Raw genomic sequence first — 16,072 nt, 5'->3', positions numbered from 1 at the left:
CATGAAGCTGAGGCTGCCCTCCTTCTTTCGCACGATCCAGGCGAAGCTGATTCTTGTCTATGTGCTTTTGATCCTGATCGCGATGCAATTGATCGGGGTCTATTTCGTAAGCGCGATGAAGACTTCGCTGACGAGCAATTTCACGAAGGAATTGCAGGAGCGGGCGGAGCTTCTCTCCGTGCTGGCGGCGCAAAACTTAGGCGTGACCGGAGACTCGGCGGAGGAGTCGATGGAGAATCTCCGCGTGCTGGTGAACAATCTGTTCAACATCAATGGGGCCGAAATCCAGGTGCTGGATGCAAGCGGCAAGGTGCTGACGACATCCAAGCCGTCCCATGCCGACTATGTGGGCACCAAGAATACGCAGACCGTTGTCAATCGGGCCTTGCAGGGCATTCGGGACAACGAGGAATATATCATCGATGAAGACAACATCCGTAAGAAGGTGGTGGCCAAGCCGGTCACCAGCGACGGGAAAATCGTCGGAGCGATATACATCGCCGCTTCCTTGAACGAGCTGTACGATACGATGGAGCGGGTGAACAACATTTTCATCTCGGGCATCCTGCTCGCTTTGGGACTGACAGCCGTTCTTGGCGTAATTCTGGCTCACACCATCACCTCGCCGATCAAGGAAATGACCCGGCGGGCGACGGCGGTGGCCGAAGGACAGTTCCATCAGAAAATGCCGGTGCTCGGCAATGACGAGATCGGACAGCTCAGCAAGGCGTTCAATTATATGACAAGCCGGCTAAGAGATGCGCTCGCGCAGAATGAAGAAGAGAAAGAGAAGCTGGCCTCGATCCTCACAAATATGAGCGACGGCGTAATTGCGGCCGACGAGAACGGTACGGTGATTCTGATGAACCGCCGGGCCGGAGAAATGCTGTGGATCGGCAACGAGCCGACAGTAGGAAGCGATATGATGTCGCTTCTCGATCTATCCGGCGAGGAGCGCGAGATTATCCGGCGGGGGGTTATGCATTCCACCCTGCTGGAGAATGAGACACCGGAGGGGGACGTCTTCCTCATCCGGGTAACCTTTACGCCGATTCACCGGCGGGAGACCGGCATCGTCGGAACGATTGCGGTACTTCAGGACGTCACCGAACAGGAGAAGCTGGAGGCTTCGCGCCGGGAGTTCGTGGCAAATGTATCGCATGAGCTGCGCACGCCGCTGACGACGATCAAGAGCTATACCGAAGCCTTGGAAGACGGGGCAATGGAGGATCCGGAGCTGGGCTTGAAATTTGCTTCGGTCATTCAGAATCAGACGGACCGCATGATCCGGCTGGTAACCGACCTGCTGCATCTCTCCAGACTCGACTCCAAGGAAGCCCAGCTTCGCAAGCAAATGACGCCCGTGCTGGAAATGCTGGAGGATGTGGCCGACCGCTTCTCCTTCCAGATGCAAGAGAGAGGCATCAAGCCAACCCTCTTTGTGGCGAATGGCGTGGATTCCGTATGGATCGACCGTGATCAGATCGACCAGGTGCTGGACAACCTGTTCTCCAATGCAATGAAGTATACGCCGGAGGATGGAACCATCGCGATGGAGGCCCGGATCATGGAGGACAAGATGCTGGCGATCTCGCTACAGGATAATGGGATCGGCATTCCGCGCAAGGATCTGGATCGGATCTTCGAGCGCTTCTACCGGGTGGACAAGGCCAGATCGCGCAATATGGGCGGCACAGGCCTCGGGCTGTCGATTGCCCGGGAAATTGTCCGGGCCCACGGCGGGACGATCTCGCTGCAGTCTGAGCTGGGGAGCGGCACGCGCGTGACCTTCACGCTGCCGCTTCAGGAACAAGGAGGCGATGGACGATGAAAGAATCGGTGAAATCGCTGGTGCTCACGCTGCTTGTACTGTGCAGCCTTGTCCAGAGCTACTTCCTGATCTACCGGCTGCCGGGCAGCGACCCGGTCGTCAAGACAGAGAGCGACTACATCAAGACAGAAAATATGGGCCAGGAATCGGATGCGGAGAGCATGCTGTTCCCTTCGCAGATAGCGATTCATCTGGGCGAGGACCGCCATACGATTTTCTACCCGGAATCGGCTTTCTATAACCTGATTAATTCCCGGTTGAAGGGCCGTCAGTTCGATGGCTTCCAGCGTTATGCGCTGGACAATATCAACTGGGATGATATTCGCACCAAGTATACCGGGCTTGAACTGGAATTCGACGAGGGAATTCCGGTTGTCCTGCTGCAGCGCGTCATGCAGATTGTACCGGACCCGTTGTTTGACGGGGAGAATGTCAGCCGGATTCTGATTTATAACACAGATACGGATGATCAGGTACGGGTATTCTTCTTCAGCTCGCAGGGCGATGTTGTCTATGAAGCGACCAAGGCAGACTTGACCGTGCAGGATGTGCGCCAACAGGTGGACTTCGGCAAGGAGTGGGTTCCTTACACGCTGGAGAACGGAATCTATATTCCGGAACAGCCGATGAGCATGGTTGAGGCTGGGCTGAATATCGAGACATTCACAACAGATCAAATGCAGAGCAGCCTGTTCTTTGACCCGAGTATTACCCGATATATTCGGGAGAAGGACGGCTCGGAAATCTACACGGACAGTAAGCGAAGCCTGCAGGTGCGGCAGAACCGCAATTGGATTAACTATACCGATCCTGCGGCTCCGGCAGCGGGAGAGAACAATCCGGGACGTGATGTCCTCTCTGCGGTGGATTTCGTGAATGAGCATGGCGGCTGGAATGGGCTGTTCCGGCTGGATCAGACGAATGGAGCCGGCGATGGCCAGCATACGATTGTATTCCGGCAGTATTATGGTACGGGACCCTTCGGAAGCTTCCCGATTGTAGATTTGCCGTCCTTCCACTACAGCGAGATTACGCTGGATATGAGGCAGGGTACGATTACCAGCTATGAGCGGTCTTTGATCTATGCAGATGAGGGCGAATGGCGGAAGGAAATTGTTGAGCTTCCCGGCGGAGAGAATCTGCGGGAGCGGATCGCTGCCATGGAAGAGGGGTCGCAGATCCTGAAGCTGTATCCGGCCTATTTCCCTTCCTTGACCCAAGAGGGACTGCTGCTGAAGCCGGTCTGGGCGGTAGAGCTATCCAATGGAGCCACAAGGATTTTATATTAATGCTGGAATAAATCTATAAAAGTTAAGTATAGAAGGCTACGTAAGAACACTTCATACGTTGCTTCCTTCACGAGCAATCATCAATTTAACTTTTATAGATATCAGAGGAGGTGTTCGGATGGATTGGGGACGGGCGAAGAATGTATTGATTTATGCCTTCCTGCTGCTGAATCTGGTGCTTGGCTATCAGCTGTGGAACGATTTGCAGGAGCAGGCGGACTCCAGTCCGGACTTCTCCTCTCTGGAGACAAGCATTCAGAATGCCATGGATGCCAAGGGGATCCGGGTGTTAGCCAAAATACCGGGAGAAACGCCGGAGCTCGGAAAGATATCGTACCGCTTCTTAGAGGGCGGACAGAACGGAAAAATGATCCAGCTGGACAATCCGGTGGACAGCAAGCTGATCTTCAGCCCGAAGGAGCTGGCAGCGGCCCTGAAGCAGCAGCTGCCGAACCTGACAAGCTATCAATATGACGAAATCGCCAGCGGGCCGGGAGAATTTGTACTGCATCCGTTAGTGGACGGGCAGTGGCCGCTGTTCAAAATTGACCTGAAGCTGTATTACAGCAACCAGAAAATTATCTCCTATCTGGAGCAGGGAATTGAAATTGCGGATGCCGAGGATGGCAAGCGCCAACGCGTCTTGTCGGCCTCGAAGGCACTTGGCAACTTGATTGAGAATTTCCTGCCGGAAGGCTCGGTCGTCACACAGATTGATCTCGGCTATTACGGTGAAGTGTTCGACTCGGATGCCCATCTTCCGGCTGCGCCAGCGTGGCGCTTCCTTCTGGAGAGCGGCAAGGAGTACTACGTTCAAGGCATCAGCGGGGACGTCATCAGTCCGAACACAGAGAAGTAGAAGGGGTAGTGGAGGAACATGGGACTTAAATTTACGGTGCTGTCGAGCGGATCGACAGGGAATGCGACGCTCGTAGCGAATGGGGAAGTTACACTAATGGTCGATGCGGGCTTCAGCTGCCGCCGAATTGACGAACTGCTGCGGGAGCGTGGTGTGACGGGGACGGAACTGAACGGGATCCTGATTACCCATGAGCATTCCGATCATATCAAGGGGCTTGGAGCCGTAGCACGGAAATATAACCTGCCGGTCTATGCCAATACGGAGACGTGGAAAGCGATGGAGAAGTCGATCGGACAGATTCCGGAGGAGAACCGCTGTCTGCTCGGCACCGGCGAGACACGCGACTTCGGATCGCTTCGCGTCGAATCGTTCGCCATTTCGCATGATGCCGCCGAGCCGGTAGGTTACAGCTTCTATGACGGCAAGGAGAAGCTGAGCGTGTGCACAGACCTGGGCTATGCCAGCGATAAAGTAAAGGCGGCCATCGCCGATTCGGATGTGCTCGTGCTGGAGGCAAATCATGATGTAGAGATGCTTCGGATGGGACGGTATCCCTGGAACATCAAGCGGCGGATTCTCGGCGATATGGGGCACTTGTCCAACGAGGCCACCGGCGAATTGATGAGCGAGCTGATGAATGGCCGGCTCAAACGGACCTATCTGGCTCATCTAAGCAGGGAGCATAATATTCCGGACCTGGCGCGGATGGCGGTTCGCTCCTCGATGGAGGACCGCGGTTGCTTTTACAAGGACAGCGAATTCCAGCTAAGAGATACTTATTACGACCGGCCTACACCGTGGGATACGGTGGCTGATCTATAAATTGGTCAAGCTCTGCCGCCTTTTTTTCGATCTCTGCGCGGCTGAGGATTCCCTTTTCAACCAATAGCTCCATAATTGCACTGAGTGTTACCAATTGATGGTAATGCTCTTCTTTTATATCTGCCAGCTTGGCGATCATATTGACCTCATTCATCGGTGAACCGAAGGGTGAATTCATCCTGATTTGTTCCTCCTTATTCTCTGAAATAAATGGGAGCTGAAATCCATTCATTCCCGAAATTTTCCTTAGTGGAATGCCACCGGAAGCAGCCGGGATATGTTAGAATGAATCTATAAATCTAGCGTTATATTTCTAGTGTAGTCTGGCAGTGCCGGAAACATTCCCGAGAACGCAAAAAAGCCGAAAAAAAACCTCTCTTGCGAGTTCAAAAAGTCAGCTTTTCAGCACCGAGAAGGTTGCGAGAACCTGAAGAAGGAGGAACGGAGTGTAGGCAGACCCTACATGAGTACCGGACTTCGAGGGTGAACGTAAGATTCGACGCCGAATCAACCCCTTGGAACACTTCGTGATCAAAAGATGACTTTTTGAACAGCCTTTACAGGCAACTTTCGTATGGTTTGTTGCGTTAAGTAGATAAAGAGTAAATCGGGAATATGGCTTTGCCGTTGTCGCATAGAGTGGGATGTGCAGCATTTGCGGGTAATGTATAGAGCAAGCTCGGTGATCAACATCGAGACCGGCAATGCATTTGAGGGGGAGAAGCAGATATGGGACTGTTCGATGATGATTTCTATTCCACCAAGGTAGCGAGACCCAGACGGGGCATGCGGCTGCGCAGGTCCAAGGAGGAGTCGCACCGCTGGAAGGCGCATGCAAGATCCGGAGGCTGGGCACCGTGGAAGGTCTCCCTGTTATCCTCGTTGTGCGGAGCGTTTGTTGCCGTGCTGCTGTTCAGTATGTTTACCGGTTTGCCTTCATCTTCCCCATCTTCCTCTTCACAGGGACATCTTACGACACTGGGCACGACAGACCCTTATGAACGGATCAGTACTGCGGCGGCCAAGGTTGCCCCTGCGGTCGTGAGCATTCTCAATTATAACGATGATACGGTTAAGGCGGAGCAATCAGCGCTGGGCTCGGGTGTTATTTTCAAGAAAACAAAAGATAAAGCATATATTATAACGAATACCCATGTCATCGCTGATGCCTCAAATCTGGAGGTCATTACGAGTGACGGCAGTTCCCATAAGGCCAAGGTTGTCGGTCAGGACTCCATTAACGATATCGCAGTTCTGGAGATTGACGGAAAGGGCATCGAGTCGGTGATCGATCTGGGCGACTCCAGCAAGCTCCGTTACGGAGAGACCGTCATTGCGGTAGGTAATCCGCTCGGACTGGGCGGAACGCTTACCTCGGGGGTTGTCAGCTATACGAACCGGCTGATCCCGATCTCGCTCAACCAGGACGGCATCTACGATTGGGAGCAGGAGGTCATTCAGACCAGTGCAGCGATCAATGAAGGAAACAGCGGCGGCGCATTGGCTGATCTGAACGGACAATTGATCGGGATCAATACGATGAAGATTTCCGATATGGGTGTGGAAGGACTGGGCTTTGCAATTCCGGTGAATGATGTGATGAAGACCGTGGATGATCTGATGCTGCATGGCAAGGTGGTTCGTCCTTATCTCGGCGTTTATACGCTTGATCTCAGTAATCCGTATGCGGAGATTACCAATGAGCAGAGGGAGGACCTTAAGCTGCCCGCTCATGTGAGTGACGGGGTGATCGTGCTTGAAGCGCACGGACCGGCCAAGGATGCGGGGCTTCAGCTTAATGATGTGATTATTCAGCTCGATAAGCAGACTATCGATTCGACGAAGGAACTGCGGAGATATTTATACGACAACAAGAAGATCAACGAAGAGATGGAGGTCTCCTTCTACCGGGACGGCGAGCTGCGGAGCACAACCGTGAAGCTCTCCGACAAGCCGAGTGATACGGAGATCGCCGAAGAAGAAGAGAAGTAGAAGTAAAAGCCATCTTGAAGGACCCTATTACATGAACAGCGTTGGACATTGACGTCTCAGGTGTAATGGGGTCCTTTTCTTATGAGTTCGAGAGGAGGAATGGAGGATGAATTCTTCATTTTCGGCACAAGGGAGAGACGGGATGCTGCGTATGATGGCCCAGGCCCCGCAGGATGTGCTGGTAATCGGCGGCGGGATTACGGGAGCAGGCATTGCACTGGATGCGGCAACCCGGGGCATGCGGGCCGCTCTTCTGGAGATGCAGGACTTCGCGGCCGGAACCTCCAGCCGTTCGACCAAGCTGGTGCATGGCGGCCTCCGCTATTTAAAGCAGCTGGAGGTGGGAGTCGTAGCCGAGGTAGGCCGGGAGCGGGCTATTGTCTACGAGAACGGGCCGCATGTCACGACACCGGAGCCGATGCTGCTGCCGATCTACAAAGGCGGTACCTTTGGGCGAACGAGTACCTCGCTAGGACTCAAGGTGTACGATTGGCTGGCCGGAGTGAAGGGGTCGGAGCGGCGCCGCATGCTGTCTCCTGCCCAAGCGCTGGAGCGGGAGCCGCTGCTTCGTCAGGAGGGACTGCTGGGCGGCGGATTATACGTGGAGTACCGTACGGATGATGCCCGGCTGACCTTGGACGTCCTGAAGGAAGCAGTAGGCCAGGGAGCGCTGGCGGTCAATTACGCCAAGGTGACGGGATTCCTCTATGATTCGGAAGGAAAAGCCTGCGGGGTTCAGGTGCTGGATCGTGTATCCGGTTCCAAGCTGGAGCTGCGGGCGCGGCAGATTGTGAATGCGGCAGGACCATGGGTAGATGCCCTGCGTGACATGGACGGCTCCCGCCAGGGCAAGGTGCTGCAATTGACCAAGGGCGTGCACCTGGTGTTCGACCAGGTGCGGTTTCCGCTGCGGCAGGCGGTGTATTTTGACACGCCGGACGGGCGGATGGTGTTTGCGATCCCGCGAGAGGGCAAGACGTATGTCGGGACGACCGATACGGTCTTCGGGGTAGAGCGGGATATCGCGCGTCCGCCGGTGGAGCAGGCGGACGTTCAGTATTTGCTGCACGCGATCAGCGGAATGTTCCCGTCGCTCCGCCTTGCGGAGCGGGACGTGGAGTCCAGCTGGGCGGGCGTGCGGCCCCTCATCTACGAGGAGGGGAAGGCCCCGTCGGAGATTTCGCGGCGCGACGAAATCTGGACCTCGCCGTCCGGCGTGCTCACGATCGCCGGCGGCAAGCTGACCGGCTATCGGCATATGGCCGAGGCGGTCATGGATCGGGTCGCAGCAAGGCTGAAGCAGGCGCATGGCCTGCGTTTCCACGCGTGTGCGACCCGGGAGCTGCCCATCTCCGGCGGGCAGGTGGGCGGCGGTGACGGGTTTGCCGCGTTCGTGCGCGGCAAACGTGACGAAGGCGCCGCTATGGGGCTATCGCCGGAGCTGGCAGAGCATTGGGCGCGCCGGTACGGTGCCAATGCGGACCGCCTCTTCGCATTGGCGAAGGAGGCGATGAAGCGGCGCGCGGCAGCGCCAGCGGCCTCTGCGGCGGATGCCGCTGGCGCTGATCCCGCAGCGGCACCTGTAGAAGCCGGCGCCTCCTCCGCTGCTGCGAGGCCAGCCGCTGATGCCGGTGCTGGGCTGCCCCTGCCGCTGGAGGTAGAGGTGCCGCTGCAATATGCGATGGCCGAGGAGATGGCGGTGACGCCAGGGGATTTCTTCATCCGCAGAACAGGCGCACTGTTGTTCGACATCGCCTGGGTTCGGCGCTATCAGGCGCCGGTCATCCGCTATATGGCGAAGGCCAGCGGATGGAGCCCAGAGACGGAGGAGCGCTATCGGCAGGAGCTGGAACGGGAACTGCGGGATGCAGCGGGCAATTGGACCGGGCAAGAAGGCTGAAGCGTTAGGTATGAGGCAAGAGCGTTGATGAGGTGTTGGCAGCAGATCGGTGGTGACCGGATTCGGCTGAAAGGCAGTCTGGAGAGATTGCGGCAGCTGATCAACGAACGTGAGAAATGATGCGGATAATGAATGGCGGCAGGAGCGAAAAGCTCTTGCCGCCTTTTTAATGGCTTCAGCCAGTATAACAATATACGACACGCTTAACAGGACGATATTCTTCTTTTCGAGCTTGACGGATGCGTTGTAACTAGAGCAATTCAAGCAACAATGCAGACAGCATACGAGTAGCGCAATCGATACATTTGGATAGATTTTCTCAGAGGGGAAATGCTTGGTCTAACGGACATTACGTCTCCTTAAGGGGGACTATTGATGAAGCCGGAAATGTAACGGACATTTTGGCTGCTAAGATAGGCGAGTTGCGTGAACCAAAGCCGTTTGAGCATCCTTAATGCCGAAAATGTCCGTTATCATTCAAGAATGTGCGAAGAAGTCGGCTAATGGTTCGAAATGCGTTAGCAGGTCGATGGTATCGCGTTAGCAAATGTTGGCAAATCCAAAGGTACTCCTTTCTAGCGAGTCCAAAAGCTGTAGGAGGCACACTTAAACCTGTGAAATTAGAAATCTCGAGGTTTTAGTTGTACGTTCTACAGTTAATCGTTAAGGTGATCAAGCGCTCAGCCATAATAGTCGCCATATCCCGTCCACTAGAAAATTGATTTGGAGAATGAAAATCCTGACCACCTCTTCAACGACTGTCTGCTTAGTTTGCTATGGTTCTTAATAAATTCACTTTATTCACAATAAATGTTGCAATATACAACAGTATTTTGTTTATATTTATCATAAATTTATAAAGTGTTGTATTATGATAACGCTATGTTATAATTAAGGCGATAGTTGAAGTACCAAGACATCTAGAGGAGAAGATAAGATGGAACAGTATTTCTTTCAAACGGCTCGAAGTATTGTCGCGGGCTGCGGCTCCTTAGAGCGGATTGTGGAGCATCTGCAAAGGCTAGGCTCTCTAAAGTCCGTGCTGCTTGTATCTCAGCCCTTTCTTCAAAGCAATGGCACATTGGATGAAGTTACAAGTCTCTTGAAGAGCGGCGGAATTGCCGTACACTGGAATACCGATGTTCAGCCGGAACCGACCATCGCGCAGCTTGAGGAGCTTTACAGCACGATAGCTGAAGTTCCTTGCGATGCTATTATTGGGATCGGCGGAGGCAGTGTGCTGGATGTTGTGAAGCTGCTGTCTGTCATGAAAACGAATAATCTTTCTGTCCGGGAAATGCTGGGGACGGATCTGATTCCGAATCCAGGGGTTCCGACGGTACTGATTCCCACGACCTCGGGCACGGGCTCGGAAGTGACGCCGAATGCCATTGTGACTTTGCCGGAGGAAGAACTGAAGATCGGCGTAGTCAGCCGCTACCTGCTGCCCGAGCTTGTTATTCTAGACCCGCTGCTGACGCTTGGTTTGCCGCGTGATATTACGGCTTCGACGGGAATGGACGCCTTTACCCATGCGCTGGAGTCGTTTATTTCCAACAAGGCTAACCGTTTTAGCGACATGTTCGCACTGGAATCCATCCGCAACATTTCTGCCAGCATGCTGCAGGCCTATCACCACGGAGAAGACAAAAACGCGCGTGAGGCTATGTTAATCGGCTCTATGTACGGCGGTATGGCACTGACCTGCGCCGGAACGGCGGCCGTGCATGCCTTGGCTTATCCGATCGGCGGGAAATTTCATGTACCGCACGGAGTCGCAAATTCCATGCTTTTGCCGCATGTGATGGAATTTAACTTCGATGCTATTGTGGATCGGCTGGCGCTTGTTGCCGAAGCGATGGGACTTCAGACGGGAACGGGAAGACAGCGGGATGCAGAGCAGGTGATCGAGCAGATTCGGTTATGGACGCGGGAGATGAGTATTCCTCAGGATTTGGCGGCCTTCGGAGCTGCACGCGAGAATATTCCCGAGCTTTCACTGGCGGCCTCACAGGTTACCCGACTAATGAATAACAATCCGAAGAAGATGACGCTGGAGGATATTGGCGCAGTATACGGCAAGTTGTTTCATTAAGGATTCGTGAAGAACGGTTTATTGCTGCCTAAAGAGCAGCGACTGGGTTATAATGGCATAAAAAACAAGGATGAATCATTGTATGAAAATTAAAACAATTGTCATTGCTCCTTACCCGGGATTGTCCGAATTAACGCTGAGTTTGCAGCATGAGCTGCAAGAGTTTGAAATCGTCGTGGAGCAGGGAGATCTATCGAGGGTGCTGCCATTGATTGGCCGCATTCATACGGAAGGCTACGATGTCATTGTCAGCCGGGGCGGAACGGCAAAGCTGCTGCAAAAGCATTCCTATCTGCCGGTAGTGGAAATTCCTGTCTCAGGATTCGATATATTGCGGATACTAACGCTGGTAAAAGGGTATAACGCTAAATGTGAAATGATCGGATTCCCTAACATTATCGAAGGCTTCATGTCCGTGTCCAGTCTGATGGAGGTCGATATTTCATATACGGTTATCCATCAGGAGCAGGAGGCCGGCGCGGCCCTGGCAGATGCCAAGGCGCGAGGCGTCCAGGTTGTCATCGGCGACAGCATTACAGTCAAGATGGCGGCGGAAAACGGATTGCAGGGCGTGTTAATTACCTCCGGCAAAGAGTCATTGATGGAAGCGTTCTCGCGGGCGGGACAGCTCTATAAATCAGCTGAGAAGCTGAAGTTAAAAAATGAAATGTATGAGTCGATGCTGAGCAAGCTAAAGGGTGGGTATGCGGCAACGGACCAAGGCGGCAAGCTGGAATTCGCCAACACTTCGTTCAAGCATCTGCTGAATCTTCCTGAAACGGCAGATACGCTGTATACCATGTACCCGGGTCTGCGTGAAATGCTCAGAGACGTCAGCCGGGGAGCGGACTTCGATCGGACGACATCCGTTTATGAGCCTGATCAGGGCTTGTATCTGCGGGCGCAATTGCTGCCTGCTGCGGATGAGCGCCAACTGTATATGCTGCTCGCCTCAGAGGAAGAACCGGAGCACAGCGGCCTTGCGGCCAGCTACCTTCTGGCGGATGCTCCTTTTTTCTCCTATCAGGAAGAAGCGGGGCAAGAGACGGGTTTTCAATCTTACCCTGCAGTCGTATACGGTGAAAAAGGCAGCGGACGCAAACGCTATGTTATCAATGCGACCCTCTCTGAATCAAGGGATGGTATCCTTTGCCTTCATATCCGCAGATCGACGGAAGAGGTGCTGAAGGCCATGATGGAGCTGATGCTGTATGGCGGCGGGCGCGTCACCCTCATAGAAGGAGCGGAATTGCTGTCTGCCAAGCAACAGAGAGAGCTGGCGGAGTTCATCGTCAAGCGCAAGATGAAGACGGTGTTTCTGTTTGACAAGGATCCGGAAGTGCTTGCTGAGGAAGAACAGCTAGCCGGGAAGCTGCTGCGCAGCTTTCAGAATCAGTGTATTTCGCTCCCGGCTTTGCGGGAGACGGCATGGCTGGAACGCAGCATCCGCGCGTGCCTGATCTGGACGAATGAACGGCAGGGCAAGCAGATTGCCGGGATCCGAGGGGAAGTGATGGAGGCGCTTCTTGCGCATCCATGGCAAGGCAATTTTACCGAACTGCGTACGGTCATGGAGCTCTTTGTAACGGCGGCGGAAGGCCCTTTCATTGAACCGGAAGCGCTGACGCTGCTGGAGGAAGGAAGCCGGAGAGCCCGCAGCGGTTTGTCACCTGCTCCAGGCAAGGAGGAATTGAACCTGCGTCAGCCGCTGGAGGACATTGAGCGGGACATCATCCGGACCGTGCTGGAGCAGGAGGGCATGAACCAGTCACTGGCTGCCAAGCGGCTTGGGATTAATCGCTCGACCTTATGGCGCAAACTAAAAGAAGATTAATAATAAACGGCTGCATTTCAAGCCGTGTTCTGTAGTATTTGTGTGGTTGCTGTTGTATGGAGGGGGGTTAGAAAATGAACATCGCCGTCATCGCGGATGATTTGACCGGGGCGAACGATACGGGGGTGCAAATGGCCCGGCAGGGCTTGTCCACTTCTGTACTGCTTGAGCTGAAGACGGGCGGCGGGAAACAGGAGGCGGTTGTGTTTGATACCGATAGCCGCTCCCTTCCACCCCTGGAGGCTTATCAGAAAGTCAAGGATGTATGCTTGTTTCTGGGACACGGAGGGGAAGCTTCCCCGCCTGTCATTTATAAAAAGTTTGATTCTACGCTTCGCGGAAATATCGGGAGCGAGCTGGACGCCGTCTATGACACGCTGCAGCCTGACTTTATCGTTATCGCCCCTTCTTTTCCCGGAGCCGGCCGCAAGCTGACGGATGGAATTATGTACGTAAATGGGAGGCCGCTGCACGAGACGGAAATGGCTCATGATCCCAAGCACCCGGCAACGGAGTCGGCCTTCTCAGCCATTCTGGAGCGGCAAAGCCGTTATCCAGCAGCCTTTATTTCGCTGGAACTGTTACGAGGAGAGCGGGCTCTGTTGGATGAGCAGATTGCGAAGCATCGCCAATCCGGCATTCCCTATCTGGTGTTCGATGCGGAGCATGAAGAGGATTTGAACTTGATCGCTTCTTTGTTTCCCGTTGAACCTGGAGGCCCGAAGGTGGTATGGGCCGGGTCCGCGGGTTTGGCAGGCGCTCTGACGGCGCAAGTTCTCCGCAGCATGAGAGAGGCCTCGGAGCAAGCAGGTGTTGTCCTGGAGAAATCTCTCCCAATGGAAGCAGCACCTATTCAAAATACCTTGTATTACCATTCGAATAGTGTGATTATTGTCGTCGGCAGCGTCAACCCTTGGTCGCGGCGCCAGCTTACCGAGCTGGTGAAGGAAGACAGTGTGCATGCGATCGTTGTGGAATCTGCTAAGCTGCTCTTCCCAAGCTCATACCGGATGGAACTGGACCGGATCCGGGAGCTTGCCATCGATGTCATCTCCCGGAAGGGAAAACATGTGGCACTCTATACGTCGGGCGATCTGGACGAGGTCGAACGGGTCCGCAAGCTGGGGGATGACAACGGACTGAGCGCAACTGAGGTAAGCGAGCGCATCAGCGAAGAGCTTGGCCGGTTAGCTGCTGATATTATCACCGAGTGCGGAATCCGCCATATGGTGCTGACCGGAGGAGATACCGCGAAGCAGGTTTGCCGCCATTTAAGCGATGTAGAGATCAAGCTCATAGATGAGGTGGAGAACGGGGTTCCGCTTGGGCGGACACCGGGGGAAGCCGGCAGATATATTATTACGAAAGCAGGGGCCTTCGGAAGCGATCAGGTTCTGGTGCGCTCCGTGAATGCACTACAGAAAGGTGTGACATAATGAAGCCGATTATTGCCATTACTATGGGGGATGCGGCCGGTATTGGACCCGAGATTATTGTGAAGGCGTTAACGCACCCGGATGTTTACGAGATATGCCAGCCGGTTGTCATCGGCGATCTGGCAAGCTTGAAGCGGGCAGCCGCCGTCTCCGGCCTGGGTGAGCTAACTATTCGCTCTATAGCGGGAGTCAAGGACGCGCTGTTCGAGCAAGGCAGCATCGATTGCATCGACCTGAAGCTTCTGCCGGAAGCGGTGCCTTTCGGGCAATTGTCAGCTGCGGCGGGAAATGCAGCGTTCCATTATATTGCCAAGGCCGTTGAGCTGGCGAAGGCTGGCGAGGTCCGGGCAATCTGTACCGCACCGCTGAATAAGGAAGCTCTGCATAAGGGAGGACATCTCTATCCCGGGCATACCGAGATTTTGGCCAAGCTGACCGAGACGGAGGATTTCTCGATGATGCTGTCCACGGACCGTCTCAAGGTGATTCACTTGACGACGCATGTCGGGTTGATTAAGGCTGTAGAGCTGATTACGCCGGAGCGGACGTACAAGGTATTGAAGCTCGCGGATCAAGTGCTGCGAACAGCGGGGAATGCCAATCCGCGCATCGCGCTGTGCGGGATCAATCCCCATGCAGGCGAAAGCGGTTTGTTCGGCAACGGGGAGGAAGAAGAGAAGCTGGTTCCTGCCGTAGAGAAAGCGCAGGCGGAAGGGTTGAGTGTTTTTGGTCCGGCGCCGGCCGATACCCTCTTTTACAGAGCCATGCGGGGAGATTTCGATATCGTCGTGGCCTGCTATCATGATCAGGGGCATACGCCGGTCAAGGTGCTTGGCATTGAGGCTGGCGTGAATATCACCGTGGGCTTGAAGGGCGGCATCATCCGCACCTCTGTCGATCACGGTACCGCATTTGATATTGCAGGCAAGGGTATTGCCGATGAAAGAAGCATGCTGGAGGCGATTCGCTCCGCGGTGGAGCTTGCCCCAAAGTAAGTGTGCAGACAGGCCGCGGGGTCTTTGATGTTGAGGATGTATGAAATAACAGGAGAGGGCTGATGATAATGCTGGAAGTGAAGGGAATCATACCTGCAATGGTCACTCCGCTGGATCAGCGGGAGGACATTAACGAGAAGGCACTGCGGGAGATGGTGAACCGTTATATTGAAGCTGGAGTGCACGGACTATTTTGCCTGGGGACGAATGGCGAATTCTTTAATCTATCTTTTGAAGAAAAGCTGGCAGTAGCGCAAATCGTCGTCGATGAGACCCGCGGCCGCGTACCCGTATATGCCGGGGCAGGCTGTGCCGGAACAGGCGAGACGCGCCGTCTTGCGCAAAGGCTGGAGCATGCTGGAGTCGATGCGCTCTCCGTGATTACGCCTTATTTTCTGACCTACACACAGCCGGAGCTGCAATACCACTTTGAAGCCGTAGCGGGAGATACCTCACTGCCTATCGTGCTATATACGATTCCTGCCCGTACAGGCAACACGCTTAGCGTGCAGACAGTGGCCAAGCTGGCGGAGTTGCCGAATGTAGTTGGCATCAAGGACAGCAGCGGCAGCTTCGATAACATTTTGCAATTGATCGATCGTACGCCGAAATCCTTCTCCGTGCTTGCCGGAACGGATTCGCTCATCTTGTCTACGCTCATGGCGGGAGGCACGGGGGCTATTGCCGCAACGGCCAACATTTTTCCGTCTACAGTGGTGGCGATTTATGAGCATTGGCGCGCCGGTCAATATGAGCAGGCAGAGCAAGCGCAGCGCGTCCTCCGGGATTTGCGCGCATCCTTCTCGCTGGGCACCTTGCCTTCCGTACTGAAAGCGGTGCTGGATGAGATCGGTTTATCGGCTGGTCCGGCCCGGCGGCCTGTGGCTCCGTTAACACCTCAGGCGCTGGAGGAAGTGCGCCGGATGGTGACCGGGTACGTTGAAAGAGGCTTACTGTAAATATTTTGTGAAATGTATTGCAATTTGCAACTTATTTTTAAAATAGGTAGCACAAAA

The 16,072-nt window shown here is 54.4% G+C and carries 12 protein-coding genes; 11 read left to right on the top strand and 1 reads right to left on the bottom strand.

The window, feature by feature from the left end:
- The first annotated feature begins 7 nt into the window (after positions 1-7).
- The 4 genes from walK to KQJ23_RS17840 all read left to right on the top strand — a co-directional run bounded on the left by walK (position 8) and on the right by KQJ23_RS17840 (position 4,804).
- Positions 8-1,831, top strand: coding sequence for a cell wall metabolism sensor histidine kinase WalK (gene walK, locus KQJ23_RS17855; RefSeq protein ID WP_216480319.1), 1,824 nt, complete (start codon positions 8-10; stop codon positions 1,829-1,831).
- Positions 1,828-3,120 (top strand): YycH family regulatory protein, encoded by a 1,293-nt coding sequence (locus tag KQJ23_RS17850; RefSeq protein WP_216480272.1) that lies wholly within the window; start codon positions 1,828-1,830, stop codon positions 3,118-3,120. Before walK ends, KQJ23_RS17850 begins: the two co-directional genes overlap by 4 nt.
- A gap of 118 nt (positions 3,121-3,238) precedes the next feature.
- A complete protein-coding gene (gene yycI, locus KQJ23_RS17845; RefSeq protein ID WP_216480271.1) occupies positions 3,239-3,979 on the top strand; it encodes a two-component system regulatory protein YycI in 741 nt (246 codons plus the stop codon).
- An 18-nt stretch (positions 3,980-3,997) separates the two neighbouring features.
- Complete coding sequence (locus tag KQJ23_RS17840) at positions 3,998-4,804, top strand: MBL fold metallo-hydrolase (protein ID WP_216480270.1); 807 nt, start codon at positions 3,998-4,000, stop codon at positions 4,802-4,804.
- On the opposite strand, the gene KQJ23_RS17835 is transcribed toward KQJ23_RS17840, so the two are convergent.
- Positions 4,773-4,982, bottom strand: a complete 210-nt coding sequence (locus tag KQJ23_RS17835) for a hypothetical protein (protein WP_216480269.1) — start codon at positions 4,980-4,982, stop codon at positions 4,773-4,775. The two genes, KQJ23_RS17840 and KQJ23_RS17835, sit on opposite strands and share 32 nt — an antisense overlap.
- Before the next feature lie 551 nt (positions 4,983-5,533).
- Here KQJ23_RS17835 and KQJ23_RS17830 point away from each other — a divergent pair.
- The 7 genes from KQJ23_RS17830 (at position 5,534) to dapA (ending at position 16,015) form a co-directional block, all read left to right on the top strand.
- Positions 5,534-6,796 (top strand): S1C family serine protease, encoded by a 1,263-nt coding sequence (locus KQJ23_RS17830; RefSeq protein ID WP_216480268.1) that lies wholly within the window; start codon positions 5,534-5,536, stop codon positions 6,794-6,796.
- Between the two features lie 106 nt (positions 6,797-6,902).
- Entirely contained in the window at positions 6,903-8,696 is a 1,794-nt protein-coding gene (locus KQJ23_RS17825; protein WP_216480267.1) for a glycerol-3-phosphate dehydrogenase/oxidase, read from the top strand.
- A gap of 937 nt (positions 8,697-9,633) precedes the next feature.
- Positions 9,634-10,791, top strand: coding sequence for an iron-containing alcohol dehydrogenase (locus tag KQJ23_RS17820; RefSeq protein WP_216480266.1), 1,158 nt, complete (start codon positions 9,634-9,636; stop codon positions 10,789-10,791).
- An 82-nt stretch (positions 10,792-10,873) separates the two neighbouring features.
- Positions 10,874-12,625 carry a sigma-54-dependent Fis family transcriptional regulator gene (locus tag KQJ23_RS17815; RefSeq protein ID WP_216480265.1) on the top strand — a complete coding sequence of 584 codons (1,752 nt, stop codon included), beginning with the start codon at positions 10,874-10,876 and terminating at the stop codon, positions 12,623-12,625.
- A gap of 74 nt (positions 12,626-12,699) precedes the next feature.
- The gene (locus KQJ23_RS17810) at positions 12,700-14,061 is read left to right on the top strand and encodes a four-carbon acid sugar kinase family protein (protein ID WP_216480264.1); all 1,362 of its coding nucleotides are present in this window, start codon (positions 12,700-12,702) and stop codon (positions 14,059-14,061) included.
- Entirely contained in the window at positions 14,061-15,056 is a 996-nt protein-coding gene (pdxA, locus tag KQJ23_RS17805) for a 4-hydroxythreonine-4-phosphate dehydrogenase PdxA (RefSeq protein ID WP_216480263.1), read from the top strand. Before KQJ23_RS17810 ends, pdxA begins: the two co-directional genes overlap by 1 nt.
- 62 nt (positions 15,057-15,118) lie before the next feature.
- Positions 15,119-16,015, top strand: a complete 897-nt coding sequence (gene dapA, locus KQJ23_RS17800; protein WP_249529872.1) for a 4-hydroxy-tetrahydrodipicolinate synthase — start codon at positions 15,119-15,121, stop codon at positions 16,013-16,015.
- Positions 16,016-16,072: the final 57 nt, after the last annotated feature.

Origin of the sequence: Paenibacillus brevis (assembly GCF_018919145.1) — a bacterium.
In the GTDB taxonomy this organism is placed as follows: Bacteria; Bacillota; Bacilli; order Paenibacillales; family Paenibacillaceae; genus Fontibacillus; species Fontibacillus brevis.
The sequence above is the reverse complement of the archived record's forward strand: the minus strand, read 5'-3'. Positions and strand labels throughout refer to the sequence as shown.